This window comes from Streptomyces sp. NPDC046900 (assembly GCF_040644975.1).
GTDB lineage: Bacteria > Actinomycetota > Actinomycetes > Streptomycetales > Streptomycetaceae > Streptomyces.
In genome coordinates this window covers 71746-96930 of the sequence record NZ_JBEYXD010000031.1, presented here as the reverse complement: position 1 = coordinate 96930, position 25185 = coordinate 71746, and the positions used below count along the sequence as shown (strand labels likewise).

Sequence of the window (25185 nt, the reverse complement as noted above, 5' to 3'; positions counted from 1 at the left end):
GGACCCTAGACAAGTCCCATCGTCGCAGGTCAGAGGTACTCCTCGCTTATTTGATCAGTCATCGGACAGCCCACCTCGTGAAAGCGCGAGGCTAGGAGTCTCGTTGAGGGCGTGCCAGCGGCCGAAGAGGTGCGCCACGCCACCCGCATCCGCGAGGCTGTTGATGGTCGTGAAGGGCCCGGTTGTCACGTCCCGGTGTTTGGCGGAGACCAGTTCAACTGCATCTCCATCGACCGCTGCCCAGTCCTCGTGGTACTCACAGACGATCCGGCCGTCGATGTCCTGAGACGGGCGCCCGTCGTTGAGCGCATCGAGGTACAGGCGAAGCCCGTCTGCGGCCGCCATGGAGGCCTGCCAGTTATACCGGTCCAGGGTGTCTGCACCCGAGTCGTCGAGCTGCGGCACGGAGAAGAACAACTGCCGCGCGCTCTGCGCCCCCACAAGCGACTCCGATGTCACCCCACGACACGCGTGAGTTGACTGTGCGTACCCGAGAGCAATCAGTCAAGACACCCACTCCGCTCATGCGTTCCCATTGTCGCGAGCCTGCTGATCAGACCGCGAACCCGGTGATGCACTTGTTGGGTGTTCTGAGGTCCGTCGAGATACCAGCGGTAGGGCCGTGCGCCCGTGATCAGACCCGATGACCTGGTGAGGGTCCGTGGCTCGATGAGTGGCGGGCAGCTGACGAGTGATCGTCTCTGGGCCGTCTCTGGGCCGTCCGAGGGCGGCCAGCAGCAACCGCTAACGACCGACGACGACCACGAGGGCGCGGCCAGCGGCCGCGCCCTCGTCGTGTGTCTTCCCAGCTAGACCCAGGTGTCCAGCCACATCCGCGACCGCCACGAGTCGATCGGGATCGCCGTGCCCGTGTACAGGGGCCAGAAGTAGATGAAGTTCCAGGCGATCAGCAGGACCAGGACGCCCGCGCCCGCCGCGCCCAGGATCCGGCGGCGTTCGTCGCGGTCTGGTGGGCCGATGATGGCGCCGATCATCATGGCGACCGCCAGGCACAGGAACGGGACGAAGACGACCGCGTAGAAGTAGAAGATCGTGCGCTCCTGGTACATGAACCAGGGCAGATAGCCGGCCGCGATGCCGCAGGCGATCGCGCCGGCCCGCCAGTCGCGGCGGAACGCCCAGCGCCACAGGATGTACAGGATCGCGAAGCAGGCCGCCCACCACAGCAGCGGGGTGCCGAGCGCCAGGACCTCGCGGGCGCACTTGTCGCCCGCGTCCGCCGGGCAGCCGGCCTGGCCCGGGGACGGGGACTCGTAGAAGTACGAGACCGGGCGGCCCACGACGAGCCAGCTCCACGGGTTGGACTGGTAGGTGTGCGGGGACGACAGCCCGACGTGGAACCGGTACACCTCGTGCTCGTAGTGCCACAGGCTGCGCACCCAGTCGGGCAGGAAGGTCCAGTTGCCGCCCTTGCCGTCGGTGGCCGCCCAGTTGCGGAAGTAGCCGCCGGAGCCGTCGGCGGGGGAGAGGATCCAGCCGATCCAGGAGATCAGGTACACGGCCACCGCGACCGGGACCGTGGCCAGGAACGTGATGCCCGTGTCGCGCTTGAGGACGGTCGCGAAGGGGCGGCCGGCGCCCGCGACCCGGCGCGCGCCCACATCCCACAGCAGGGCCATCACGCAGAAGGCCGCCAGGATGTAGAGGCCGTTCCACTTGGTGCCGATGGCGAGGCCGAGCATCAGGCCCGCCATCCACCGCCAGGGGCGCCAGCCGAAGCGGGTCGTCTCCGCGGTGTACGGGTCGGGGCGCACCCGGCCGTCCGCGTCCACCGGTAGCGCTGCCGCCAGTTTCTCGCGCGTCTTGTCCCGGTCGATGAGCAGACAGCCGAAGGCCGCCAGCACGAAGAACTCCAGGACGCCGTCCAGCAGCGAGGTGCGGCTCATCACGAACTGCAGACCGTCCACCGCCATCAGCGCACCGGCGAGGCAGCCCAGGAACGTCGAGCGGAACAGTCGCCGGCCGATGCGGCACAGCAGCAGGACCGCCAGGGTGCCGAGCAGGGCGGTCATGAAGCGCCAGCCGACCGGGTTGAAACCGAAGATCAGCTCGCCGAGCCCGATGACGTACTTGCCGATCGGCGGATGCACCACATAGGCGGCGTCCGTCGGGATCGCCACATGGCCGTGGTTCTTGAGGATCAGGTCGTTGGCGTCCTTGGCCCAGTTCGCCTCGTACCCGTTGTGAATGAGCGCCCAGGCGTCCTTGGCGTAGTACGTCTCGTCGAATATCACCGCCCTCGGGCTGCCCAGGTTCCAGAACCGCATCAGCCCCGCCATGAGGGTCACGAGCAGCGGGCCGCCCCAGGCGGACCAGCGAGTGATGCGATCGGCGGCCTCCTTGCCCATACCGATCGCCGCCCAGATGCGCGGGCTGGGCTCGCTGTACGGCGGCACCAGCCGGTCGCGGACATCGTTTCTCGGCCGCTCGGTGTATCCGAAACGGCGCAGTCGCTGCTGCCACGACGGCTGCTGCTCTTCGGTGGCCTGGCCCTGCCGGGTGTCCGTGGAGGACGCGGTACTGGTCACCGCGCCATCGTAGGGAACCCATCTGTGTGAGTCCCGCGCTTGGGCCCTACTCGATCGGGTAGGGCCCGCGCTCTGGGAGGATGGAGAGGTGACAGTTGCGCCCGGAACCCTGGTCCTCGCCGGTACTCCCATCGGGGACATCGAGGACGCGCCGCCCCGGCTCGCGCAGGAGCTGGCCATGGCCGATGTGATCGCCGCCGAGGACACACGGCGGCTCCGTCGGCTCACCCAGGCGCTGGGCGTGCAGCCGGCCGGGCGTGTCGTGTCCTACTTCGAGGGCAACGAGTCCGCCCGCACTCCTGAGCTGGTCGAGGCGCTGACGGGCGGGGCACGTGTGCTCTTGGTCACGGACGCGGGGATGCCGTCGGTGTCCGACCCCGGCTACCGGCTGGTCGCCGCCGCCGTCGAGAAGGACGTCCGGGTCACCGCCGTGCCGGGTCCCTCCGCCGTGCTCACCGCGCTCGCGCTGTCCGGGCTGCCCGTCGACCGTTTCTGCTTCGAGGGGTTCCTGCCGCGCAAGGCGGGTGAACGGCTGTCGCGGCTGCAGGAGGCCGCCGGGGAGCGGCGCACCCTCGTCTACTTCGAGGCCCCGCACCGGCTGCACGCCACCCTCGCCGCCATGGCCGAGGCGTTCGGGTCCGGTCGCCGGGCGGCCGTCTGCCGTGAGTTGACCAAGACCTACGAGGAGGTCAGACGCGGTCCGCTGGGCGAACTGGCGGAGTGGGCCGCCGAGGGCGTGCGAGGTGAGATCACCGTCGTCGTGGAGGGCGCGGGCGAGAAGGGCCCCGAGGAGCTGGACGCGGCCGAGCTGGTACGCCGGGTACGGGTGCGCGAGGAGGCGGGGGAGCGCCGCAAGGAGGCCATCGCCGCGGTGGCCGCGGATGCGGGCTTGCCGAAGCGAGAGGTGTTCGACGCGGTGGTGGCCGCGAAGAACGCCGTCGGACAGGGCTGAGCACGCGTCCTGGCCGGTGCGCGCACCCCGCTCGCTCCCGCCGGTCAGTCGCCCCGGCGGCGCGGGGCGCGCGGTCCGCGGCGGGGTCTCCGACCGGCTCATTCGGCCTCTGAGCAGGGCGCATCTCCCATGAGCGGCCGCCCCATGGCTGGGCAAAGCGCTGTTGTGCAAGGCAAAGCCCTAACGGTGCGATCGGGTGACTTTGGCAAGCAGAGTCCAAATCGCCTCCAACACTCGACAGGCCCCGGTGCCTTCGCGTCGGCGAAGGCGTCCACTGGGTCGAGGGGCGTTCTCGTCCCCGCCCACCGTGGGACCGTGCGGGATTCAGGTGCCCGCCCCACCGGGGCGCTTGTCCGACGGACAAGAGGAGCTGGCATGAGTGAGATCGCAGGGCGGACCGGTCAGAACGCGTCGGCCGGTCCCGTCACCGGGCAGTCCGATCGAGGCGCGGCGACCGCCGTCGTCCACGAGTCCTACTCGTTCGCCTGCATGCGATGCGGGCACGGCTGGGAGCAGTCGTACGAGATCGAGCACCACCTCGACGGAGACGGCAACGAGTTCGTGATGTACGTGGCGGGCGGACGTGTCGTGCCGTCGCCGCTGAGCCGGCCCTCCTGCGTGAACTGCGGCGGCCATGTGGTGCGCATCATGCGCCCCGGCCAGGTGTCCTCCGTGCAGAACTCCCTGCACCGGCACCACGCCCCGGCGCGGCAGACCACCGACACGAGCCTCGACGAGCCGTCCGCGCAGCCGGCGAAGTCCGAAGGACACCACTGGCACCTCTCGGACCTGCTCTCCCCGTTCCTCCACCGCAAGGCCGGGTGACCGATCCTCCGTACGAGGGACGGCTTGCCCCTTTCGTAGGATCGGGGCATGCCTTCCCAAGCGTCCGACAAGAACGCGCCGCCGCCGCTGCCCGAGCCTCTCGGCGTGGCAGTCGCCGACTCGCACACCCATCTCGACATGCAGTCCGGCACGGTGGAGGAGGGCCTCGCCAAGGCCGCGTCCGTCGGCGTGACCACGGTCGTGCAGGTCGGCTGTGACGTGAAGAGCTCGCGCTGGGCCGCCGAGACGGCCGCGGCGTACGACAACGTGCACGCGGCCGTGGCACTCCACCCGAACGAGGCCCCGCGCATCGTCCTCGGCGATCCCGACGGCTGGTCCCGGCAGGGGGCGCGCGAGCCGGGCGGCGACACGGCCCTGGACGACGCGCTCGCCGAGATCGACCGCCTCGCCGCCCTTCCGTACGTCAAGGGCGTCGGCGAGACGGGGCTCGACTACTTCCGCACCGGGCCCGAGGGCAAGGCCGCCCAGGAGCGGTCGTTCCGTGCGCACATCGAGATCGCCAAGCGGCACGGCAAGGCGCTGGTCATCCACGACCGCGACGCCCATGCCGATGTGCTGCGCGTCCTCGAGGAGGAGGGCGCGCCCGAGCGGACGGTTTTCCATTGCTATTCGGGTGACGCCGCGATGGCCGAGGTCTGCGCGCGTGCGGGGTACTTCATGTCGTTCGCCGGCAATGTGACCTTCAAGAACGCGCAGCCGTTGCGCGACGCGCTCGCCGTGGCGCCGCTCGACCTCGTCCTGGTGGAGACGGACGCGCCCTTCCTGACGCCCGCGCCGTACCGCGGCCGCCCCAACGCCCCGTATCTCATTCCCCTCACGGTCCGTGCGATGGCCGCCGTGAAGGGCGTGGAGGAGGACGTGCTGGCGACGGCTCTGGGGCGTAACACGGCGCGCGCCTTCGGTTACTGAGCGACATCAATCGCGGGTCGGCAGGAGCTCTCTGGGGCGCCTGAGTCTCGAGTGGCGGCGTGTCGCCACACCGTGTAATGGCGTTGCTTTGGTGAGTGACGGGCAGGCGCTAGGTTCTGGGTCTCCCGTTTCGGACCCTCTCTGGAGCGTGTCGTCGTGAGCGAACGGCAGTACTCGCCATACGGGACGTACGACGCCCCGGTACCGGCCCAGGCGTACGAGGACCGCGGGCCGCGTGTGCGGGCGTACCCGGACACCTACCGGCCCGCGTACGAGGCGCGGCCCCGTGCGGGGCGTGCCGAGGGCATAACCGGACCTATGCCGAGCCGGGAGCCCTACGGCGCGGTGCGCACCGGGGGCCGCGCTCAGGCGCGGCACGCCGCGCGGCGCAGAAGGGGCGGCGCGCGTTCGGACTCCATGCGTCGTCTGCTTCCGCAGGCGCTGGTCGTCGCCTTCCTCGCCGGTGGAACCACCGCCTTCGTCGCCAACGACAAGGCGATCGAGCTCACCGTGGACGGCAGGGCGCAGGTGCTGCACACCTTCGCGGGCGACGTGGGCGAACTGCTCGCCCAGCAGGGCGTCCGCGTGGGCGAGCACGACGTCGTCGCTCCCGCGCCCGGTACGCCGCTCGCCAGCGGCGACGAGGTCGCGGTGCACCACGGACGCCTCCTGCTCCTCACCGTCGACGGACGCCGGCGCCGGGTGTGGACGACGGCGCAGAACGTGGACGACGCGCTCCAGCAGCTCGGGGTGCGCCCGGAGGGCGCGTATATGTCGGCCTCGCGCTCCCGCGCGATCGGCCGTCAGGGGCTCGCGCTGGACGTCCGCACCGAACGCTCGGTGACGGTCATGGCGGACGGAGCGACCCGTACGATCCGGACGAACGCCGCGACCGTCCGCGAGGCCGTGGAGCAGGCCGGGATCACCCTGCGCGGGCAGGACACGACCTCCGTGACGCCGGGGAGCTTCCCGCGCGACGGGGAGACGGTCATCGTGCTCCGGGTCAAAGGCCACAGGGAGGTCCGCGAGGAGCCGATCCCGTTCGCTGTGCGGCGCACCCACGATCCGACCCTCTTCAAGGGCACGGAGATCGTGGCGAGCGCCGGGCGGCCGGGCACGCGCCGGGTGACGTACGTTCTGCGCACCGTCAACGGTATCGCGCAGAAGCCCAGGCGGATCGGGGCCGAGGTGGTGCGCAAGCCGAAGGCCGAGCTGGTGAGGGTGGGCACCAAGCCGCACCCGGACTCGGTGAACGGCGCGGAGCACCTCAACTGGCACGGGCTCGCGAGGTGCGAGTCGGGCGGCCGGACCCGCGCGGTGGACGCGTCGGGCACGTATGGCGGCCTCTACCAGTTCGACCGGCGTACCTGGCGCAGTCTCGGCGGTTCGGGCCGGCCTCAGGACGCTCCGGCCGAGGAGCAGACGTATCGCGCGAAGAAGCTGTACGTGCATCACGGCACCAGTCCCTGGCCGCACTGCGGATCGCATCTGTACCGGTGAGCGGCGGACTGGCGAGGGCCCCCGGGGGTGGCGTCGGCGCGGCGGTCCAGCCGGGCCGGTCCGCCGAAGCCGAGCCGGTGCGCCGGACGGGTGCGGCCGGGGGTTCCGCCCGGGGCCCTCGCCAGTCCGTCCGGACCGGACCCCCGGCACCCGCCTCGCCGTCCCGGGAGGCTGGGCCGGGCGGCGACCGCCTCGCCTCGGGGATGGCGCCGGTACGGGGGCCCGCTCGCGCCGAGGCGGTGTCCGCGAGGTGCCGAGCCTCCCCCGGCACCCGTCTCGTCGTCCCGGGAGGCGGCCCAGCCGTCTGGGCCGGGCGGCGACCGTCTCGCTCCGGGGATGGCGCCGGTACGGGGCCTGCTCGCGCCGAGGCGGTGTCCGCGAGGTGCCGAGCCTCCCCGGCACCCGTCTCGTCGTCCGGGAGGCGGGCCCCGCCGCCTGGGCCGGGCGGCGACCGCCTCGCCCCGGGGCTTCGGGGCACCGGGGGCCGGGGCGCTGCCTCGGCGACCGCCTCGCCGCCCGCGCCTCCCCCGGCCCGCGAGGCGCCGGGGGAGGCGCGGCGCCGCCCGTGGCCAGGCATGCACGGCCGTACGGCGCCGCCCCGTACCCTTGGTCCGTGAGCAGCCCCACCCCCGACGCCCTCCTGGGCCCCGCCGACGTCCGTGAACTGGCGGCCGCCCTCGGCGTACGTCCCACCAAGCAACGTGGCCAGAACTTCGTCATCGACGCCAACACCGTACGGCGCATCGTGCGCACCGCCGGAGTGCGGCCCGACGACGTCGTCGTGGAGGTGGGACCCGGGCTCGGATCGCTGACGCTGGCGCTGCTCGAGGTCGCCGAGCGCGTCACCGCCGTCGAGATCGACGACGTGCTGGCATCCGCGCTGCCCTCGACCATCGCCGCGCGGATGCCCGAGCGCGCAGAGCGGTTCGCGCTGGTGCACTCCGACGCCCTGCACGTGAGGGAGCTCCCGGCTCCGGCACCCACCGCGCTCGTCGCGAACCTGCCGTACAACGTCGCGGTGCCCGTGCTCCTGCACATGCTCGACACCTTTCCGAGCATCGAGCGGACCCTGGTGATGGTGCAGTCCGAGGTCGCCGACCGGCTGGCCGCCGCCCCGGGCTCGAAGGTGTACGGGGTGCCGTCCGTGAAGGCCAACTGGTACGCCGACGTCAAGCGCGCCGGAGCCATCGGGCGCAGCGTCTTCTGGCCCGCGCCCAATGTCGACAGCGGGCTCGTCTCGCTGGTCCGCCGCACCGAGCCGGTCAAGACCACCGCGTCGAAGGCCGAGGTCTTCGCGGTCGTGGACGCGGCCTTCGCACAGCGGCGCAAGACGCTGCGGGCCGCGCTCGCCGGCTGGGCGGGGTCGGCCCCCGCGGCCGAGGCCGCACTCGTCGCCGCCGGGATCTCGCCGCAGGCGCGCGGGGAGTCGCTGACGGTGGAGGAGTTCGCCCGCATCGCCGAGAACCGCATCGCCGAGAACCGCACCGCCGAGAATCGCATCACCGAGAACCGCCCCGCCGAGAACGAGGAGCAGTCCGAGCAGTGAGCGTGACCGTACGCGTACCGGCCAAGGTCAATGTGCAGCTCGCGGTGGGCGCCGCCCGCCCCGACGGCTTCCACGACCTGGCGAACGTCTTCCTCGCCGTCGGCCTGTACGACGAGATCACCGTGACGTCGGCCGACGAACTGCGCGTCACCTGTTCGGGGCCGGACGCCGCGCAGGTGCCGCTGGACCTCACGAACCTGGCGGCTCGGGCGGCGCTGGCGCTCGCCGAACGCCACGGGCTCGAGGCGGCCGTGCACATCCACATCGCCAAGGACATCCCGGTCGCCGGCGGTATGGCGGGCGGCAGCGCGGACGGGGCCGGGGCCCTGGTGGCGTGTGACGCGCTGTGGGGTACAGGGGCGCCGCGTGCCGAATTGCTGGAGATCTGCGCCGAGTTGGGCAGTGATGTGCCGTTCAGCCTGGTGGGCGGGGCGGCGCTGGGCACCGGGCGGGGCGAGCGGCTCAGCGCGCTCGATGTCGGCGGGGTCTTCCACTGGGTGTTCGCCATGGCGGACCGCGGGCTCTCGACTCCGGCCGTCTTCAGGGAGTTCGACCGGCTCAACGAGGGCGTGCGGATTCCCGAGCCCGTCGCCTCGCAGGATCTGCTCGACGCGCTCGCGAAGGGCGACGCCGAGGCGCTCGCGGCGGCGGTCTCCAACGACCTCCAGCCGGCCGCGCTGTCGCTGTTCCCGGAACTGGCGGACACGCTGGCCGCGGGGCGGGCGGCGGGCGCACTGGCCGGGCTGGTGTCCGGGTCCGGGCCGACGACGGCGTTTCTCGCCCCGGACGCCTCCGCCGCGCAGAAGATCGCAGAGGCGTTGACGGCGTCGCGCACGTGCCGGTCGGCCCGGGTGGCCGTGTCCCCGGCGGTCGGGGCGATCGTGGTCTGACCGGGTTGTTCCGGCCTTGAGCGGTGCGCTCAAGGCCGAGGCCCGACCGTTGCTGTCTCCTGCCGTGGTGCGGGCGCTCGCCCGAGCCGGCGCAAGTGCCGTGGGCCACCGCACCCCGACCTACGCACAGATGCGGGTGCCGGGGTCGTGCCCGAACAAGACCGAGTCCGCGTACTCAGACCGCACTTGAGTACGAGTGCGGTGATGGGTCCCCCGGCGCCCGCGCGACCGTACTTTCCATGGGACCCAGCGACCTCGCCGCTGCCACGCCGGCCTCGCGCGACCGTTTCGTCGACCTGTTGCGCGTCGCCTCGCTCGGTACCGTCGTGCTCGGGCACTGGCTGATGGCCGCCGTGTCCGTCGGCGGGAACGGACGGGTGCAGGTCGGCAACCTGCTCGCCCTTGAGCCCGGGCTCCAGCCACTGACCTGGGTGTTCCAGGTGATGCCGGTGTTCTTCTTCGTCGGCGGCTTCTCGCACGCCCTCTCCTACCGGTCGACCCGTCGCGGTACCTCCAAGGCCTACTCGGTCTTCCTGCGCGCCCGCCTCCAGCGACTGCTGCGGCCGACCGTCGTGTTCATCGCGGTGTGGGGCGCGGCGGCACTGACCCTCCAACTGGCCGAGATCGGCGGTGGGTTGCTCGACGTCAGCCTGCGACTGGTCGCGCAGCCCCTGTGGTTCGTGGGGATCTATCTGGCGATGGTCGCCTTCACCCCACCGCTGCTGAGACTCCACGAGAGGTACGGGTGGGGCGCGTTCGGCGGGCTCGTCGCCGCGGCCGTCCTCGTCGACCTGCTCCGCTTCGGCCTCGGTGTGCCTTACGCCGAGTTCCTCAACTTCGCCTTCGTCTGGCTGGCGATCCACCAGCTCGGGTTCCTGCGCGCGGACGGCAGGCTCGGCCGGCCGTACCTCCTCGCCGCCGCGGGACTCGCGGGCGCCGCGCTGCTGGTGGCCTACGGCCCGTATCCGCTGTCGATGGTGGGTATGCCGGGCGAGAAGGTCTCCAACATGGCGCCGCCCACGCTCGCCCTGCTCTGCCACGGGCTGTGGCTGGTCGGTGCGGTGGAACTGCTGCGCGGACCCGTAGGACGGTGGCTGAACCGCCCGCGCGTGTGGCGCACGGTCGTCGCGGCCAACGGCATCTCGATGACCGCCTTCCTGTGGCACCTGACGGCGATGCTCGGCGTCTACGGTGCGCTGCTCGCGGCGGGTGCCCGGACGCCGGAGCCCGGCTCGGGTGGGTGGTGGGTACAGGTACCATTGCGGATCGTGGCTGCCGTGACGCTCACCGGTGTCCTGGTGGCCGTCTTCCGTGTCTTCGAAAAACCCTCGGGCGCACGGGAGCCGAGTGCGCCGCGCGCCTGGGCGGGACCCGCCGCCGCGCTCGGCGTCACCCTCTGCCTCTTCGGGGTCCTGGGCCTGTCGATGGTCGGCTTCGGGGGACTTCTTCAAGGACGTACGGCGCTGCTGACAGCCGTGCACGTCACCGCTCCCGCGGCCGTGGTGATGACTCTCTCCGGGTGGCTGCTGGTGGAGCGGGCGGGCCGGGGGCGCGAAGTGGCCGTCTGGCCCGGCTCAGAGGTCGTCGACGGCGGTCAGGTCGATGCCGATGTCGTACGGCTCGGCAACCTTGATCCGGTCGCGATGCACACCCATGTGCACATACGCCCGGGTGAGCGGATCGAGCTCGTACAGGTGGACGAGGGGCCTGCCGTTGGTGGTCGTCGATCACGGATCTCGTCACTACGAAGAGTGGCGAGACGGTCGCGTTCCGCCACCTCGTCCGCAGGCCCTAGGCTTGAAGGCTGATCGATCCCCGCGTCAGGAGAGAAATGGCCGTCAACCTGGTCAATGTCGAGAACGTCAGCAAGGTGTACGGTACCCGCGCCCTGCTCGACGGAGTCTCGCTCGGCGTGTCCGAAGGGGACCGGATCGGGATCGTCGGCCGCAACGGCGACGGCAAGACCACCCTGATCCGGATGCTCGCCAAGCTGGAGGAGGCCGACTCAGGCCGTGTCACCCACTCCGGCGGGCTGCACCTCGGCGTGCTCACCCAGCACGACTCCCTCGACCCGGCCGCCACCGTCCGCCACGAGGTCATCCGGGACATGGCCGACCACGAGTGGGCGGGCAACGCCAAGATCCGCGACGTGCTCACCGGGCTGTTCGGCGGGCTGGACCTGCCCGGCTTCCCGCAGGGACTCGACACCGTCATCGGCCCCTTGTCCGGTGGCGAGCGGCGCCGGATCGCGCTGGCCAAGCTGCTCATCGCCGAGCAGGACCTGATCGTGCTGGACGAGCCCACCAACCACCTCGACGTCGAGGGCATCGCCTGGCTGGCGAACCATCTGCGTGAGCGCCGCTCGGCGCTCGTCTGCGTCACCCACGACCGCTGGTTCCTGGACCAGGTGTGCACCCGGATGTGGGACGTGCAGCGGGGGACGGTCCACGAGTACGAGGGCGGCTACTCCGACTACGTCTTCGCCCGTGCCGAGCGCGAGCGGATCGCCGCCTCCGAGGAGGTCAAGCGGCAGAACCTGATCAGGAAGGAACTGGCCTGGCTGCGCCGCGGCGCGCCCGCCCGGACCTCCAAGCCGCGCTTCCGCGTGGAGGCCGCCAACGAGCTGATCCAGGACGTGCCGCCGCCCCGGGACAGCAGCGAACTGATGAAGTTCGCCTCGTCGCGGCTCGGCAGGACCGTCTTCGACCTCGAGGACATCACCGTCCAGGCGGGCCCCAAGCTGCTGCTCAAGCACGTCACCTGGCAGCTCGGCCCGGGCGACCGCATCGGCCTCGTCGGTATCAACGGCGCGGGCAAGACCTCCCTCCTGCGTGCCATGGCCGACGCCGCGCGCAGCGACGGGGAGACGCAGCCCGCCGGGGGCCGGATCGCCGTAGGCAAGACCGTCAGGCTCGCCTATCTGTCGCAGGAGGTCGCCGAGCTCGACCCCACCTGGCGGGTCCTGGAGGCCGTGCAGCGGGTACGCGAGCGGGTCGACCTCGGCAAGGGACGCGAGATGACCGCGGGCCAGCTGTGCGAGACCTTCGGCTTCACCAAGGAGAAGCAGTGGACGCCCGTCGGCGACCTGTCCGGTGGTGAGCGGCGGCGCCTCCAGCTGCTGCGTCTCCTCATGGACGAGCCGAACGTCCTCTTCCTCGACGAGCCCACCAACGATCTCGACATCGAGACCCTCACCCAGCTCGAGGACCTCCTCGACGGCTGGCCCGGCTCGATGATCGTGATCTCGCACGACCGGTTCTTCGTCGAGCGGACCACCGACAAGGTGTACGCGCTCCTCGGCGACGCCACACTGCGCATGCTGCCCCGCGGTATCGACGAGTACCTGGAGCGGCGCCATCGTATGGAGGAGACGGCGGCGGCCGCCGCCACCCCGGCGGCCGTCGAGCGGAAGTCCGCCGCCGCCTCCGCCGCCGACGCCCGCGCCGCGAAGAAGGAACTCCAGCGGATCGAGCGGCAGTTGGACAAGATCTCCGAGCGTGAGGCCAAGCTCCACCAGCAGATCGCCGAGAACGCCACGGACTTCGCGAAGGTGGCAGGACTGGACGCCGAACTGCGTGAACTCGTCGGCGAGCGCGAGGAACTGGAGCTGCGCTGGCTGGAACTCGCGGACGAGGCATAGCCGTTCGGCGGGCGGCCGCGGACATCACGTGAAGAACGCGTGCCGGTTTGAAGGGTGGTGGGGCTCTGGGGACCGGTACGCGTAACGGGGGCATCACGGGCCGGTCCTCCCTTGGGAACAGGGCCGGCAGTGGCCCCGTGTTCATGGGCGGCGCGGTGATAGAAAAGGCCGACTGAGAACACTCTGAGTACCGACGGCGTGGCGGAAACGACACCACGGGCGTGGGGAACACATCAGAAAAAGGGGGGAAGCGCTGATGACTCAGCCGCCCGGTCAGCCGCCGACGGGCGGCGGCTTCGGAGCGCCGCAGGATCCGCAGTCGCCGCAGGGCGGATTCGGACCACCGCAGGATCCGCGGCAGGCCGTACCTCCGCCGCCCGCCCAGCCCCCGGTCCCGCCGCAGCCGGGGTACGGCCCTCCGCAGCAGTCCGGCCCCTACGCCCAGGCCCCGCAGCAGTCCGGCCCCTACGCCCAGCCTCCGCAACCGGGCCCGTACGGTCAGCCCGGGTACGGCTACCCCCAGCAGTCCGGCCCCTACGCCCGGCCCCAGCCCGGCTATGGATACCCGCAGCAGCCGCACCAGTTCCCCGGCGCGCCCACCCCGCCTCCCGGTGGCGGCTCCAAGAACCCCTTCAAGGGCAGGCCCGCGCTGGCCGTAGGCGCCGCGATCGCCGTGCTGCTCGTCATAGGCGGCACCGTGTACGCGGTCAGCGGCGACGGTGACGGAGGCAAGAAGCCCACTGCGGGCGGGAGCCCGAAGGCCACGCCGTCCACGGGAGCCTCCGCACCGGTCAACCCCGGCGACGGCAGCGGTGACGGCGGCGCGGATCCGGAGAACCTCAACGAGGGCCGCAAGGCAGGCGAGTCGAAGGTCCTCTGGTACAAGGAGGCGCCCGACGCGCCCGGTTCCGGTGCCGACGCCCCCGGTATGTGGATCACCGCCAAGTCGGCCGTGAAAGCCGCGTACAAGCAGGTCTTCGCCTACAACGTGGCCGACGGCGCCCCCAGTTGGGACCCGATCTCCTTCCCGCAGAAGATCTGCGCGGTCACCCCGCGGAAGACGGCCGACGACAAGATCGTCGTGGCCTACATGAGCGGGATCAGCAGCAACGCCAAGTGCAACCGGCTCCAGGAGATCGACCTCGGCACCGGCAAGAAGGGCTGGAGCGCCGAGGTCGCCGACGGTGCCCTCTTCGACAGCACCCTCAGCCTCGAACTCACCGTCACCGGGAAGACCTTGATGGTCGGCCGCTCCCAGTCCGGCACGGCGTACGACGTCGGCACGGGCAAGAAGCTCTGGGACAAGCAGCGCTACGGCGCGGCCTGCTTCCCGAGCGCGTTCGCGGGCGGCACGAAGCTGATCTCCGTCGCCTCCTGCGGCGCGGGAGGGCCGAACGAGCACGACGAGGTGCAGGAGCTCGACCCCGCGACCGGCAAGGCCAGGTGGACCAGGCCGATCCCGAAGGGCTGGACGGTCTCGCGGGCCTTCTCGGTCGACCCCGTCGTCCTGTATCTCACCAACGACGACAAGAAGTCCGCGGCCATCTCCACGCTGAAGAACGACGGCACCCCCCGCTCCGACGTCCATTCCAAGGAGTCCTTCGCCCCCCAGTGCGGCTGGGCCGTCCTCGAGCGTGACCTGCAGGGCTGCACGGGTGTGGTGGCCGACGCGGACACCCTGTACCTGCCGACCGAGGCGAAGACCGGTCCGAACGAGATCGTCGCCGTCAACCTCGATACCGGCAAGGAGAAGTGGCGGGTGAAGTCCCCGGGCGACGAGTCGATGCTCCCGCTGAAGTCGGACGGCACCCGTCTGATCGCCTACGTCCAGCCCTCCTACAGCGCCGGCGGCCAGGTGGTCTCCCTCCCCACGACGGGCGGCAGCCACACCGTCACCGGGCTGCTGCGGAATCCGTCGGGCGCCGCGCCGGTCGAGGGCGGTTTCTACGCCAAGGCGATCGACTACGTGGCCGGGCGCTTCTACGTCTCCAGCACCCGGCTGAGCGGCGGCAACCAGTCGAAGGAGAAGCTGATGCTGGCCTACGGCAAGTGATCCGGCTGCCCGCTCCCGCGTCCCCGCCCACCACTCATCCGTTCTTCGAGGTACTCACGTCATGAGCCAGCCGCCCCCGCCTCCGAACCAGCCGCCGCCGGGCGGCTTCGGCGCCCCGCAGAACCCGCCGCCGGGCGGCTTCGGAGCCCCGCAGAACCCGCCGCCGGGCGGCTTCGGAGCGCCCCAGACCCCGCCGGTGCCCCCGCAGACCCCGCCCCAGACGCCCCCGCCGCCCGCTCAGGGCCCGGGTTACGGCTATCCGCAGCCGCCGGCCCCGCCACAGCAGCAGCCCTACGGCAACCCACAGCAGCCCGGCTACGGTTACCCGTCTCCGCAGCCCGGCTACGGCTACCCGCAGCAGCCCGGTTACGGCTACCCGCAGCCCCCGCAGGGCGGCGGCCGCAAGGGACCGAGTGCCCAGGTGTGGATCATCGTCTCGGCGGTCGTGGCCATCGCGCTGATCGTCGGCGGCGGAGTCTGGTACGCCAAGAGCTCGTCCGGCAGCGGCAAGAGCGACAACTCCGCGTCCGACGACAGGGGTCGGGACAAGGGCGGAACCGGCGGTCCGGGCGCCGGGTCCAAGGAGAAGGCGCCGGCCGACACCGCCGCGAAGGTCCTCTTCCAGGTGCCCGCGCCCGAGGTCAAGGACAAGCAGGAGATCGACAGCGTCACCGGCTCCTGGCTCACCGGCTCCGTCTACGCCAAGGCCGGCGTCAACAAGATCGTCGGCTACGACCCGGACTCCGGCACCACCAAGTGGACGCTTCCGCTGAACGGCCAGACCTGTGCGGGCTCGCCCGAGATCAGCTCGTCCGGCGTGGCCGCGGTGGTCAGCGAGTCGGGCAAGCGGGCCAACGCGCGGGACCGCAAGCCGTGCAGCGACATCACGGCGTTCGAGGTCGCCACCGGGAAGAAGCTGTGGACCAGGTCGGTCAAGACCGGTGACACCCCGGTCGCGTTCGGCGAGGTCTCGATCAGCGGCACCACGGTCGCGGTCGGTGCCGGCTACTACGGTGGTGCCGCCTTCGACGCGACCAGCGGAAAGGTGCTCTGGCAGCCCAAGACGGGCTCCTGCACGGACGTCGGCTACGCGGGCGGCGAGCAGCTCGTCGCGGTGCGCAAGTGCGGCGACTACGGCGACGAGGCGTACGAGGTGCAGCTCCTCGACCCGAGGACGGGCGCCGTGCGGTGGTCCTACAAGCTGCCCAAGGGCATCGACAACGCCAAGGTGGTCTCCACGAAGCCGGTCGTGTTCGGCGTGGACTCCGGCGACATCACCGCCTCCGGCGCCACGGACGTCTTCTCGCTGGACGACACCGGCAAGCTGCGCACCAAGATCACGCTGGCGGACGGCAAGTACGAGCACGCGTGCGGCGTCGGCAAGGTCCACGACTGCCACGCGATCGTGGTCGGCAACGACAAGCTGTACGTACCGACCGAGCAGCACGACGGTACGGCCCAGGGCGCGCGGACCAACGAGATCGTCGCCTTCTCGCTGGCCACCGGGAAGACCACCGGTGACCGGATCGACGCGGGGGACGGCTACGACATCTTCCCGATCCGCATGGACGGCGGGAATCTGCTGGCGTACAAGAGCGGTCCGTTCGACAAGGGCGCGCAGGTGGTCTCCGTCGACGGCACGAACCTGAGGCAGACCGAGCTGCTCGAGACGCCGGCCTCCGCGGAGGTCCTCGGCGCGATCAGCAGCATGGTCCCCAAGTCCTCCGAACTCCTCTACATCGAGGGCCGGCTGTTCTTCGGCAAGGCACTGGTGAGCAAGCCGTACTCGGCGGACGCGAAGGCGTACACCGCGCTCGGCTTCGGTGTGAAGTAGCACGTACGGCGCGCACGGTGAAGGCCTCGCTCCTGTTCAGGGGCGGGGCCTTGCGCGTACCCCTCATCGGTGTGCGAATGGGCGGGATGTCGGTAATCCGGGGCACTTTCCCCCGGTAAGGGGAGCGCAACGTCGAACAAGCGTGTAGCTTCCGGGGACATGAAGTCCGGGGGGTGTGACCGGGGGCTTGTGTCCGTGCGGCCCAGTGGGCATCCATAGTGGGCATCCACAGGGGGACTGGGGGGTTGCTCGATGGGAGTGCGGCTGATGGTGGTCGACGACCACCGGTTGCTCGCCGAGGCGCTGGCCTCGGCGCTGAAGCTGCGAGGACACCGTGTACTGGCCGCGGCGGCGCCCACGGCGGGTGCGGCGGAACTGGTGATCACCAGGGCGCCCGAGGTGTGCCTGATGGGGACGGCCACTCCCGCGGACCCGGGGGCCTTCGACCCGGTGGTGCGGATCAAGCGGGAACGTCCGCAGGTGGCGGTGCTGGTCCTCGGGCCGGTGCCGAATCCGCGCGGCATAGCAGCCGCGTTCGCCGCCGGAGCCTCGGGCTATGTACGGCACGACGAGCGCATCGAGGGCGTCGAGCGGGCGATCATGAAGGCGCGGGCCGGTGAGGCGGCGGTGGCACCGCAGCTCCTGCAGGGCGCGTTCAGCGAGCTGCTCAATCCGGCGGCCCAGCCCGACGACGAGGGTCAGCGCCTGCTGCAGATGCTGACTCCGCGCGAGGTGGAGGTCCTCGTACGGGTCGCGGACGGCGAGGACACACGGCTGATCGCGGCCGGTATGGGCATCGCCCCGTCGACGGCCCGCACCCATGTCCAGCGGGTCCTGATGAAGCTCGGTGTGGGCTCCCGTCTGGAGGCTGCCGCTCTCGCGGCCCGCACGGGACTGCTGGACCGCGCGGGCCCACGCGACGTGGCGCCGCCACACGCGGAGTGAGCGGCGCCGGATCGCCGGGACGGTCCGCGGGGTGCGGGGCTCGGGCGGTCCGCCAGGAGCGCCGGTGCGCGGTCCCCGCGCCCAGGGCGGGCGCGGGGAGGTCACGCGGCAGCCCGGCACATCACCCCTGGCGGGGCGACCCGGGGCACGCCCTCGGCGTCACTCCGTCGGCTTCTCGTCCGGGACCGGTGCGGCCGCCGGGCGCAGCTTCATCCAGACGAGGAAGAACAGGCCGAGGAGCAGCATCCCCAGGCCGGTCCACAGGTTGATGTTGACGCCCTGGGCCTTGTGGATCTCGGCGTCGGAGGCGGTGAAGCCCGCGATCATGACGATGACGCCGTAGATCACGAAGAGGCCGCCGATGATGCGGCGCAGGTCGAAGATCCGGGCAGCGGTCGCGGACTTGCCCTCCAGATCGGTGACCGCGCGCTGGACGTCATGCTCGGAGTACTCGGACATGGTCTCTCAATCCTCCCGCGGTCAGAGCGAGAACGGGATGTAGCAGGCGGCGGCGAGGACGACGGCGCCCCAGCCCAGCAGGGCCGGCTTGCGGTACCAGGCGTCGTCGCCCTTGGCGGGCGCCTCGGCCATACCGGGGGAGCGGGTGCCGTAGACCAGGCCCTGGAGGCTCTCCTCGGGCTTCGGCTTGGTGAACAGCGAGACCGCCACCATGACGACGGCACCGGCCACGAAACCGGCGATCGCGGAGACGAAGTTGGCGCCCTGGTCGGTGGGGATGGCGATGATGCCCTGCTTGTAGACGACGAAGTAGTTGACCATGGCGGTCACCGTGCCGGCGAGCAGGCCCCAGAAGCCGGACTTCGCGGACGCGCGCTTCCAGAACATGCCGACGATGAACACCACGAACATCGGCACGTTGAAGAAGGAGAACAGCGTCTGCAGGTAGCTCATGATGTTGGAGAACGACGAGGCCAGGAACGCCGTGCCGACCGACGCGAGCACACCGATCGCGGTGATCAGCCGTCCGAACCTCACGTAGTACTCGTCCTCGCGGTGCCGGACCACGTACTTGGCCCAGATGTCGTTGGTGAACACCGTGTTGAAGGACGAGACATTGGCCGCCATACCGGCCATGAATGCCGCCAGCAGACCGGTCACCGCGATGCCGAGCACACCGTTGGGCAGCAGTTCCTGCATCAGGTACGGGATCGCGTCGTTGTACTGCAGGCCCGAGCCCGGGGTGCCGATCTTCGGCACCAGGGCGGCGGCGACCAGGCCCGGGATCATCACCAGGAAGACGATGAAGATCTTCGGGTAGGCGGCGATCAGGGGGGTGCGCTGGGCGGCGGAGAGGTTCTTCGCGGACAGTGCGCGCTGCACCTCGGCGAAGTTGGTCGTCCAGTAGCCGAAGGACAGCACGAAGCCGAGGCCGAGGACGATGGTCAGCCAGTTGGCGCCCAGCGCATTGACGTGTCCGATGCCGGTGCCGCCCCAGGCGGTGGTGAAGTCGTGGCCGTGGGCCGTGCTGAGCTTGTCGGTCAGGCCGTCCCAGCCGCCGACCTTCTTCAGACCGAGCACGGTGAGCGGGATGAGGGCGGCCAGGATCACGAAGAACTGGAGCACCTCGTTGTAGATCGCGGACGACAGTCCGCCGAGGGTGATGTACGCGAGGACGAAGAATCCGGCGACCACGATCGCCACCCACTGCGGCCAGCCGAGCAGCGCCTCGACCACGATCGCGAGGGCGTAGAGGTTCACACCCGCGATCAGGATGGCTGCGAATGCGAACAGGATCGAACTCAGCAGGTGCGCCCCCTTGTCGAAGCGGAGCAGCAGGAACTCGGGGACCGAGCGGACCTTGGACCCGTAGTAGAAGGGCATCATCACCAGGCCCAGGAACACCATGGCGGGGATGGCGCCGATCCAGTACCAGTGGACGGTGTAGGCGCCGTACTGCGCGCTGTTGGCGGCCATGCCGAGGATCTCGGTGGCGGCCAGGTTGGCGGAGATGAACGCGAGTCCCGTGATCCAGGCGGGCAGCGAGCGCCCGGACAGGAAGAAGTCGAGGCTGGTCTTCACCGACCGCCGGGCAGCGAAGCCGATGCCCAGCACCACTGCGAAGTAGATCCCGAGGATCGTGTAGTCGAGCCCGTTCGTGGGGAGCCGTAGCCCGGTGGCGAGGTATGTGGGGGTTTGCATGCGTACTCGCTTCGTTGCGTGAATCAATCAGTTCGGAATCTACGCCTCAATGTTCGTTATTTGAACACTTCTGATGATGCCCTTTGTTTGATTGTGATGTTGACGCTGGTGGTGCGTTGTGGTTTGTTGTGTTGGGTTATGTTTGATGAGCGGTCCGGTGCGGACGAGGAGTCCGGCAGTGCTGCAGAAAGGCAAGGTGTCGTGAAGAAGACCTCGACCCGGCTGGCCGACGGTCGTGAGCTCATCTACTACGACCTGCGCGACGACACCGTGCGGGACGCGGTGGACCGCCGGCCGCTGGAGCGGACCGTCACGACCTCCGAGATCCGCCGGGATGTGCTGCTGGGCGACTCGGTCGCCGTGGCCTCCCACCGGCAGGGCCGCACCTACCTCCCGCCCGCCGACCAGTGCCCCCTGTGTCCGTCCAGAGGCGAGCACTTGAGCGAGATCCCGGACTCCTCGTACGACGTGGTCGTCTTCGAGAACCGCTTCCCCTCGCTCGCCGGGGACTCCGGCCGCTGCGAGGTCGTCTGCTTCACCTCCGACCACAACGCCTCCTTCGCCGATCTGACCGAGGAACAGGCCGGCCTGGTCCTGGACGCCTGGACCGATCGCACCGCGGGGCTGTCCCATCTGCCCGCCGTCGAGCAGGTGTTCTGCTTCGAGAACCGCGGCCGGGAGATCGGAGTGACCCTCGGTCACCCGCACGGTCAGATCTACGCCTACCCCTTCACCACCCCCCGCACCGCCCTGATGCTCGGATCGCTCGCCGCCCACAAGGAGGCGAGTGGCGGGGAGAACCTGTTCGACGCCGTGCTGGAACGCGAGCTCGCCGGCCAGCGCGTCGTCCTGGCGAGCGACCACTGGGTGGCCTTCGTGCCGTACGCCGCGCACTGGCCCTACGAGGTCCATCTCTACCCCCGCCGGCGCGCCCCGGACCTGCTCGCGCTGGACGAGGCGGCCCGCACAGAATTCCCCAAGGTCTATCTGGAACTCTTGAGGCGCTTCGACCGGATCTTCGACGAGGGGTACGGCTCCGTGCGCGGTGTCGGGGAGAACGCCGTGGTCGAGTCCCCGACGCCGTACATCGCCGCTTGGCACCAGGCGCCGTTCGGCGTGCTGGCCGACTTCGAGGGCGTGACCAGGGACGAGTTCGCGCTCCACCTCGAGCTTTTCACTATTCGCCGCACTTCCGGCAAGCTGAAGTTCCTCGCGGGTTCCGAGTCCGGCATGAACGTGTTCATCAACGACGTGCCGCCGGAAGCCGCGGCCCAGCGAATGCGAGAGGTAGCGAGTTCATGAGTGGGAAGTACCTGGTCACGGGCGGCGCGGGCTATGTGGGCAGTGTGGTCGCCCAGCATCTGCTGGAGGCGGGCCACGAGGTCGTCGTCCTCGACAACCTCTCGACCGGCTTTCGCGAGGGTGTGCCGGCCGGTGCTTCCTTCGTCGAGGGCGACATCCGCGATGCGGCCAAATGGCTGGATTCCTCCTACGACGCGGTCCTGCACTTCGCCGCGTTCTCGCAGGTCGGCGAGTCGGTCGTGAAGCCGGAGAAGTACTGGGACAACAACGTCGGCGGCACCATGGCGCTGCTCGGCGCGATGCGGGAGGCGGGCGTGCGCAAGCTCGTCTTCTCCTCCACCGCGGCGACCTACGGCGAGCCGGTGAACACCCCGATCACCGAGACCGACCCGACCGCGCCGACCTCCCCCTACGGCGCCTCGAAGCTTGCCGTCGACCACATGATCACGGGCGAGGCGACCGCCCACGGCCTGGGCGCCGTGTCCCTGCGCTACTTCAACGTGGCGGGCGCCTACGGCGCCTACGGCGAGCGCCACAACCCGGAGTCCCACCTGATCCCGCTCGTGCTCCAGGTCGCGCAGGGCCGGCGGGAGGCCATCTCGGTCTTCGGTGACGACTACCCGACGCCCGACGGCACCTGCATCCGCGACTACATCCACGTCGCGGACCTGGCCGAGGCGCACCTGCTGGCGCTCGACGCCGCCACCTCCGGCGAGCACCTGATCTGCAACCTCGGCAACGGCAACGGCTTCTCGGTGCGCGAGGTCATCGAGACGGTCCGCCAGGTCACCGGGCACCCGATCCCCGAGGTCGCGGCCCCGCGCCGGGGCGGCGACCCGGCGGTCCTGGTCGCCTCCGCGGCCACGGCCCGGGAGCGCCTCGGCTGGAACCCGTCCCGCGCGGACCTCGCGGGGATCGTCGCGGACGCGTGGGAGTTCGCGCAGAACGTCGCAAGGGAGCAGTAGATGGGCGTACGCGAGGGCTTCGAGGAACTGTTCGGCAGCGCCCCCGAGGGCGTCTGGGCGGCTCCGGGCCGGGTCAATCTGATCGGTGAGTACACGGACTTCAACGAGGGGTTCGTGATGCCGTTCGCCCTGCCGCACACGGCGGTCGCGGCGGTCTCGCGCCGCACCGACGGGGTGCTGCGGCTGCACTCGGCGGACATCGGGGGCCCGGTCGTCGAACTGCGCGTGGACGAGCTGCGGCCGCTGACGAACACCAGCTGGGCCGCCTACCCGGCCGGTGTCGTCTGGGTGCTGCGCGAGGCGGGCCATGCGATCACCGGCGCCGACCTCCATCTGTCCTCGACCGTGCCGACCGGCGCCGGCCTGTCGTCCTCGGCGGCCCTCGAGGTGGTCACCGCCCTCGCGCTCAACGACCTGTTCGGCCTCGGCCTGAGCCGCCCCGAGCTGGCCAGGCTCGCCCAGCGCGCCGAGAACGACTTCGTCGGCGTGCCGTGCGGCGTCATGGACCAGATGGCGTCGGCCTGCAGCGACGAGGGCAGCGCCCTGCACCTCGACTGCCGTGACCTCTCGATCCGCCAGATCCCCTTCGACCTGGCCGCCCAGGACCTCGCGCTGCTCGTCGTGGACACCCGCGTCAAGCACGCGCTGGGCGACGGGGCGTACGCCGAGCGGCGCGCGGGGTGCGAGGAGGGTGCGCGGCAGCTCGGGGTCCCGCACCTGCGGGACGTCGCCTACGAGGACCTGGACTCCGCACTCGTGCGTCTGTCCGACGAGCGGGTACGGCGCTATGTGCGCCACGTGGTCTCGGACGACCGCCGCGTCGACCGGGTCGTCGCCCTGCTGGACGCGGGCGACGCCCGGGCGATCGGTCCCGTGCTGACGGAGGGCCATGTCTCCCTCAGGGACGATCTGCGTATCTCCTGCCCCGAACTGGACCTGGTGGTGGAGACGGCGAACGCCTCCGGCGCACTCGGCGCCCGGATGACGGGCGGCGGCTTCGGCGGTTCGGCGATCGTGCTCGTGGAGGCATCCGACACGGACACGATCACGAAGGCGATCGAAGAAGCGTTCGCCGGCGCCGGTTTCACGGCCCCCCGGGTGTTCCCGGCGGCGCCGTCGGCGGGAGCCCGCCGGCTCGGCTGAGCCGCTTGGTCAACGTGTACTCCGTGATCCCCGGCGGGTAGTCGGGGATCACGCACACCACGTCGTAGCCGTGCTTCTTGTAGAACTCCGGCGCCTGGAAGTCCCATGTCTCCAGGCGCGCGGCCGTGCATCCGCGCCCCTCGTGCGCAACGTGCTCCGCCTCGGCCAGGAGGCGGGTGCCGAGGCCCGCGCCACGGTGGCGGCCGTCCACCCACAGGTGGGCGACGTGCAGCCACGTCGTCCAGGTGTGTCCGACCAGACCGCCCGCCAGCTCCCCTGTCGCGTCCAACGCCCATACATGGAGCGGGACTTCGCGTTCACCAGAGGTTCCGCGCAGCGCGCGCAGCACCGGGGACGCAGCCGTGTTCGTCTCGCGCAGCCGGGCGCGGAGCAGATCCCGCCGCTCCCTGTCGACTTCCGTCTCGATACGAAACATGCGGCTCACCCTAAACGCGCTGGCCAACCAGTTCTGCAAATATCCTTCCGCTCCCGGCCCCTGGCCCTACCCTGTGAACAGCGCCGGTGGGGGCCGGTGCTGATCAGGGGGCGAGACAGCCGGGTACGACGCCCGGAGTGGGGGTAGCAGTTCCAGCACGGCGGCGGCCGTGCGGCTGCGTCGCCCTGTCCCAGGTGACATGACCGGGGAGCACTCAGGGCGCCGTACCCGCGTGGGTCGTCCCCCGAGCAGTGGGGGTTTGAGTGGTTCGTATCCGAGTCCTGGTCGTCGACGACCATCGCATCTTCGCCGAGTCGCTCGCAGCCGCGCTGGCGGCCGAGCCCGACGTCGACGTGTCCGCGGCGGGCAGCGGTCCGGCCGCGCTGCGCTGCCTGGATCGGGCGGCCGCGGAGGGCCGCAGATTCGACGTGATGCTCGTCGACGCGGACCTCGGGGGCAACGTCCCCGGCTCGCGCGCCGCGGTGCCCGTCCAGGAGGGCAACGAGGACGGGCTCGTCGACGGCATCTCCCTTGTCGCCGGGGTCCGTTCCGGGCAGCCGAGCGTACGGACCGTCGTCCTCGCCGAGAAGGACGACCCGCGCCGCGCGGCCCTCGCCCTGCAGGCCGGGGCGTCCGGCTGGGTCGCCAAGGACTGCTCGCTGTCCCGGCTGCTCACCGTCATCCGGGGCGTGCTGCGGGACGAGACGCACCTTTCGCCGGCCCTGCTCACCGGTGTGCTGCGCGAGCTGACCGCGGCCCGCAAGCACCGCACCGAGAGCGAACGGCTGGTGGAGTCCCTGACGCCGCGGGAGCGGGAGGTGCTGCGGTGCATGGTCGCGGGCCTGGGCCGCAAGGCCGTCGCCGAGCGGCTGTACCTCTCCCCGCACACCGTCCGCACCCATATGCAGAACGTGCTGGGCAAGCTGGGCGTCCACTCGACGCTCGCCGCCGTCGCCCTGGCCCGCCGCGCCGGTGTCGGACCGGTCGACCTAGCCGGGGATGTTGTCGAACGGGGCGGTCAGCTGGCGTAGCAGCGCGGCCAGTTCGCCGCGCTGGGCCGAGCTGAGCTCCGCCAGGATCGCGCGCTCCTGGTCGAGCAGTCCGGCGAGCGCCTGGTCCGCCCGGTCCCGGCCCTCGTCCGTGAGACGCACCAGCACGCCCCGGCGGTCGCTGGGGTCGGGCAGCCGCTCGACCAGGCCCTTCTTCGCCAGGCGGTCGATGCGGTTCGTCATCGTGCCGGAGGTGACCAGCGTCTGCGTCAGCAACTGTCCCGGGGACAGCTGGTAGGCGGCTCCGGCCCGCCTCAGCGCGGTGAGGACGTCGAACTCCCAGGGCTCCAGGCTGTGCTCGGCGAACGCCAGCCGGCGCGCGCGGTCCAGATGCCGTGCCAGCCTGCTCACGCGGCTGAGCACTTCGAGCGGTTCCACGTCGAGGTCCGGGCGCTCCCGGCGCCACGCCGCGACCAGCCGATCGACCTCGTCCTCCATGGCGATCAGTGTAGTGGTTGTGTCGACA

Annotated in this window: 20 protein-coding genes and 1 pseudogene; 15 read left to right on the top strand and 6 right to left on the bottom strand. The window is 70.8% G+C overall.

The genetic code is table 11. From position 1 onward, the window contains the following. Positions 1–54: 54 nt before the first annotated feature. Complete coding sequence (locus ABZ904_RS27135; protein WP_361825953.1) at positions 55–441, bottom strand: hypothetical protein; 387 nt, start codon at positions 439–441, stop codon at positions 55–57. 368 nt (positions 442–809) lie between these two features. Continuing rightward, a complete protein-coding gene (locus ABZ904_RS27130) occupies positions 810–2549 on the bottom strand; it encodes a phospholipid carrier-dependent glycosyltransferase (RefSeq protein WP_359411059.1) in 1740 nt (579 codons plus the stop codon). Between the two features lie 88 nt (positions 2550–2637). Here ABZ904_RS27130 and rsmI point away from each other — a divergent pair, with 88 nt between their 5' ends. The 11 genes and pseudogenes from rsmI (at position 2638) to ABZ904_RS27075 (ending at position 17664) form a co-directional block, all read left to right on the top strand. After that, complete coding sequence (gene rsmI, locus ABZ904_RS27125; protein WP_359411061.1) at positions 2638–3501, top strand: 16S rRNA (cytidine(1402)-2'-O)-methyltransferase; 864 nt, start codon at positions 2638–2640, stop codon at positions 3499–3501. Between the two features lie 375 nt (positions 3502–3876). Next, positions 3877–4326 (top strand): hypothetical protein, encoded by a 450-nt coding sequence (locus ABZ904_RS27120; RefSeq protein WP_361825950.1) that lies wholly within the window; start codon positions 3877–3879, stop codon positions 4324–4326. Between the two features lie 48 nt (positions 4327–4374). Beyond that, positions 4375–5256 carry a TatD family hydrolase gene (locus ABZ904_RS27115; protein WP_359411065.1) on the top strand — a complete coding sequence of 294 codons (882 nt, stop codon included), beginning with the start codon at positions 4375–4377 and terminating at the stop codon, positions 5254–5256. A gap of 156 nt (positions 5257–5412) precedes the next feature. Continuing rightward, a complete protein-coding gene (locus ABZ904_RS27110) occupies positions 5413–6756 on the top strand; it encodes a ubiquitin-like domain-containing protein (protein WP_361825948.1) in 1344 nt (447 codons plus the stop codon). A 613-nt stretch (positions 6757–7369) separates the two neighbouring features. Then, complete coding sequence (rsmA, locus tag ABZ904_RS27105; RefSeq protein ID WP_361825946.1) at positions 7370–8302, top strand: 16S rRNA (adenine(1518)-N(6)/adenine(1519)-N(6))-dimethyltransferase RsmA; 933 nt, start codon at positions 7370–7372, stop codon at positions 8300–8302. Continuing rightward, on the top strand, positions 8299–9192 hold the full coding sequence (locus ABZ904_RS27100; RefSeq protein ID WP_359400429.1) for a 4-(cytidine 5'-diphospho)-2-C-methyl-D-erythritol kinase: 894 nt from the start codon (positions 8299–8301) through the stop codon (positions 9190–9192). Before rsmA ends, ABZ904_RS27100 begins: the two co-directional genes overlap by 4 nt. Before the next feature lie 239 nt (positions 9193–9431). Beyond that, a pseudogene (locus tag ABZ904_RS27095) lies at positions 9432–10742 on the top strand (acyltransferase); the annotation flags it as partial. Between the two features lie 281 nt (positions 10743–11023). After that, complete coding sequence (locus tag ABZ904_RS27090; RefSeq protein WP_360997944.1) at positions 11024–12832, top strand: ABC-F family ATP-binding cassette domain-containing protein; 1809 nt, start codon at positions 11024–11026, stop codon at positions 12830–12832. A 256-nt stretch (positions 12833–13088) separates the two neighbouring features. Further along, positions 13089–14885, top strand: coding sequence for a PQQ-binding-like beta-propeller repeat protein (locus tag ABZ904_RS27085; RefSeq protein ID WP_360997942.1), 1797 nt, complete (start codon positions 13089–13091; stop codon positions 14883–14885). A 61-nt stretch (positions 14886–14946) separates the two neighbouring features. Then, positions 14947–16719: a PQQ-binding-like beta-propeller repeat protein gene (locus tag ABZ904_RS27080; protein ID WP_360997940.1), complete on the top strand. Its 1773-nt coding sequence runs from the start codon at positions 14947–14949 to the stop codon at positions 16717–16719. Positions 16720–16971: 252 nt separating this feature from the next. Continuing rightward, a complete protein-coding gene (locus ABZ904_RS27075) occupies positions 16972–17664 on the top strand; it encodes a response regulator transcription factor (protein WP_360997938.1) in 693 nt (230 codons plus the stop codon). A 159-nt stretch (positions 17665–17823) separates the two neighbouring features. Here ABZ904_RS27075 and ABZ904_RS27070 read toward each other — a convergent pair whose 3' ends face one another. Continuing rightward, a complete protein-coding gene (locus tag ABZ904_RS27070) occupies positions 17824–18123 on the bottom strand; it encodes a hypothetical protein (protein WP_359400415.1) in 300 nt (99 codons plus the stop codon). A gap of 21 nt (positions 18124–18144) precedes the next feature. Beyond that, on the bottom strand, positions 18145–19824 hold the full coding sequence (locus tag ABZ904_RS27065) for a sodium:solute symporter family protein (protein WP_359400412.1): 1680 nt from the start codon (positions 19822–19824) through the stop codon (positions 18145–18147). Positions 19825–20025: 201 nt separating this feature from the next. On the opposite strand from ABZ904_RS27065, the gene ABZ904_RS27060 reads away from it, so the two are divergent. Genes ABZ904_RS27060 through galK form a run of 3 tightly spaced genes read left to right on the top strand, consistent with a single transcriptional unit; the run spans position 20026 to position 23234 of the window. Further along, positions 20026–21126, top strand: a complete 1101-nt coding sequence (locus ABZ904_RS27060; RefSeq protein WP_360997935.1) for a galactose-1-phosphate uridylyltransferase — start codon at positions 20026–20028, stop codon at positions 21124–21126. Then, the gene (gene galE, locus ABZ904_RS27055) at positions 21123–22091 is read left to right on the top strand and encodes a UDP-glucose 4-epimerase GalE (RefSeq protein WP_360997933.1); all 969 of its coding nucleotides are present in this window, start codon (positions 21123–21125) and stop codon (positions 22089–22091) included. The genes ABZ904_RS27060 and galE overlap by 4 nt, the downstream gene beginning before the upstream one ends. After that, complete coding sequence (gene galK / locus ABZ904_RS27050; RefSeq protein WP_359400403.1) at positions 22092–23234, top strand: galactokinase; 1143 nt, start codon at positions 22092–22094, stop codon at positions 23232–23234. It begins immediately after the preceding gene. Here galK and ABZ904_RS27045 read toward each other — a convergent pair. Further along, positions 23176–23670 (bottom strand): N-acetyltransferase, encoded by a 495-nt coding sequence (locus tag ABZ904_RS27045; protein WP_360997931.1) that lies wholly within the window; start codon positions 23668–23670, stop codon positions 23176–23178. The two genes, galK and ABZ904_RS27045, sit on opposite strands and share 59 nt — an antisense overlap. 263 nt (positions 23671–23933) lie before the next feature. On the opposite strand from ABZ904_RS27045, the gene ABZ904_RS27040 reads away from it, so the two are divergent. Beyond that, the gene (locus tag ABZ904_RS27040; RefSeq protein WP_360997929.1) at positions 23934–24701 is read left to right on the top strand and encodes a response regulator transcription factor; all 768 of its coding nucleotides are present in this window, start codon (positions 23934–23936) and stop codon (positions 24699–24701) included. On the opposite strand, the gene tamR is transcribed toward ABZ904_RS27040, so the two are convergent. After that, complete coding sequence (gene tamR / locus ABZ904_RS27035) at positions 24660–25157, bottom strand: MarR family transcriptional regulator TamR (RefSeq protein WP_359400394.1); 498 nt, start codon at positions 25155–25157, stop codon at positions 24660–24662. The genes ABZ904_RS27040 and tamR overlap by 42 nt on opposite strands. Between the last annotated feature and the right edge of the window lie 28 nt (positions 25158–25185).